3 protein-coding genes are annotated in these 2,329 nt (G+C 69.6%); all 3 read left to right on the forward strand.

The window, feature by feature from the left end; all coding sequences use genetic code 11:
- On the forward strand, positions 1-248 hold a 248-nt coding region (locus CCN72_RS26080), incomplete at its 5' end, for a VWA domain-containing protein (RefSeq protein WP_143664201.1).
- Positions 249-346: 98 nt separating this feature from the next.
- The gene (gene metG / locus CCN72_RS26085) at positions 347-1,963 is read left to right on the forward strand and encodes a methionine--tRNA ligase (RefSeq protein WP_085565699.1); all 1,617 of its coding nucleotides are present in this window, start codon (positions 347-349) and stop codon (positions 1,961-1,963) included.
- A gap of 99 nt (positions 1,964-2,062) precedes the next feature.
- The coding region (locus tag CCN72_RS26090; RefSeq protein WP_208638100.1) for a nucleotidyl transferase AbiEii/AbiGii toxin family protein at positions 2,063-2,329 on the forward strand (267 nt) is incomplete at its 3' end.

Consider the following 2,329-nt stretch of genomic DNA (forward strand, 5'->3'; position numbering starts at 1 on the left):
TCGTCTTCCAGACCGACGGCGCCCCGGACGCCAAGACCCCCGCGACCCAGGCCCTGACCGCCGCCGCCGAGTCCCACCCCACGGTCTTCTTCTCCTTCGTCGCGTTCGGTGAACTCGACAACAAGGCCTTCGACTACCTCCGCAAGCTGAAGACCCCCAACACCGCCTTCTTCCACGCGGGCCCCACCCCCCGCGAACTGACGGACACCGAGCTCTACGAGGGCGTCCTCGCCACCTGGCGCCCGTAACCCGTCACGGCACCGAAGCGCCCGGGGGGTGGACGACCGCGTCCACCCCCCGAAACGCGTGTGAGGCCATCTCCCCGGGACCAGTAGGATTTCGCCTTATGGCGGCCACTGGATCCGAGAAGCAGGCGGGGAAGGCGTACTACGTCTCCACGCCCATCTACTACGTCAACGACGCTCCTCACCTGGGCCACGCCTACACGACCGTCGCAGGCGACGTGCTCACCCGCTGGCACCGCCAGCGCGGCGAGAAGGTGTGGTACCTCACCGGCACGGACGAGCACGGTCAGAAGATCATGCGCACGGCCGAGGCGAACGGGGTGACGCCCCAGCAGTGGGCGGACAAGCTCGTCACCGAGGCCTGGCAGCCGCTGTGGGAGCACCTGGAGATCGCGAACGACGACTTCATCCGCACCACGCAGCAGCGGCACACGGACCGCGTCCAGGAATTCGTGCAGGACCTGTACGACAAGGGCGAGATCTACAAGGGCGGCTACGAGGGCCCGTACTGCGTCGGCTGCGAGGAGTACAAGCTCCCCGGCGAGCTCCTCGACGGCGAGGGCGAGTACGCGGGCCAGAAGCTGTGCCCCATCCACAAGCGGCCCGTGGAGATCCTCAGCGAGGAGAACTACTTCTTCCGCCTCAGCGAGTACGGCGACAAGCTCCTCGCCCTCTACGAGGCGAACCCGGGCTTCATCCAGCCCGAGTCCGCGCGCAACGAGGTCGTGAACTTCGTCCGCCAGGGCCTCCAGGACCTCTCCATCTCCCGCTCGACGTTCGACTGGGGCATCCCGATCCCCTGGGACGACAAGCACGTGATCTACGTGTGGGTCGACGCCCTGCTGAACTACGCCACGGCGGTCGGCTACAACGAGAACCAGGAGAAGTTCGAGGAGACCTTCCCGGCCGACGTCCACCTCGTCGGCAAGGACATCCTCCGCTTCCACGCGGTGATCTGGCCGGCCATGCTGATGGCCCAGGGGCTGCCCCTGCCCAGCAAGATCGCCGCGAACGGCTGGCTGATGGTCGGCGGCGAGAAGATGTCGAAGTCCAACCTGACCGGCATCAAGCCGCAGGACCTCACCGAGCACTTCGGCGTCGACGCCTACCGCTGGTACTTCCTGCGCGCCATCGCCTTCGGCCAGGACGGCTCCTTCTCCTGGGAGGACTTCTCCGCCCGCTACACCAGTGAGCTGGCCAACGACTACGGCAACCTCGCCTCCCGCGTGGCCGCCATGGTCGGCAAGTACTTCGGCGGCGCCCTGCCCGCCGCGGCGGCCGACGGCCCGGCGGAGACGGCGGTCCACGAGGGTCTGGCCAAGGCGGTCGCCGAGGCCGACCGGAAGATCGGCGAGGAGCTGGACTTCCAGGGCGGCATCCTGGCCGTCTTCGACTTCGTCAAGCAGGTCAACGGCTACATCACGGAGCAGGAGCCGTGGAAGGTGGCCAAGGACGACTCCGAGGAGGGCCGGGCCCGCCTCGCGACCATCCTCTACACCGCCGCCGAGTCGCTGCGCGCGGTCGCCGTCCTGCTCAACCCGGTGATGCCGGAGACCTCGCAGAAGCTGTGGGACTCCCTGGGCGCCGAGGCCGGCCTGGGCGCGCTCGCCGAGCAGCGGGTCCAGGACGCGGGCGACTGGGGCAGGCTCCCGGCCGGCTCCACCGTCACCAAGGGCGCGGTGCTCTTCCCCCGCCTGGAGGAGAAGCCGACCGCCTGAGTCGCGCTCGTACGACACATCAGGGCCCGGAACGCCATCATGGCTTCCGGGCCCTGCCCGTCTCCACCACCCCGTTCCCTCCGGCAGAGTGCGGATCCCGTGAACCTTCCCGAACCCCACCGGCGGCTGATCGCGGACGCCGTCACGGCGGGTGCGCCGCACGGCCTGGTCCTCGCCGGCGGCTACGCGCTCCAGGCGCACGGACTCCTCCGGCGACCGCACACGGATGTCGACCTCGCGACCGAGAGCGCCGAGGACATGGCGCGCATCGCCGCCGCCGTCGCGGCCGCCCTGGAGGCGAGGGGTCGTACCGTCCGGGCCGAGGCCGCGACCGCGCGCACCGCACGGCTCACCGTCACCGACCCG

Origin of the sequence: Streptomyces murinus (assembly GCF_002154555.1) — a bacterium.
Classification (GTDB): domain Bacteria; phylum Actinomycetota; class Actinomycetes; order Streptomycetales; family Streptomycetaceae; genus Streptomyces; species Streptomyces murinus.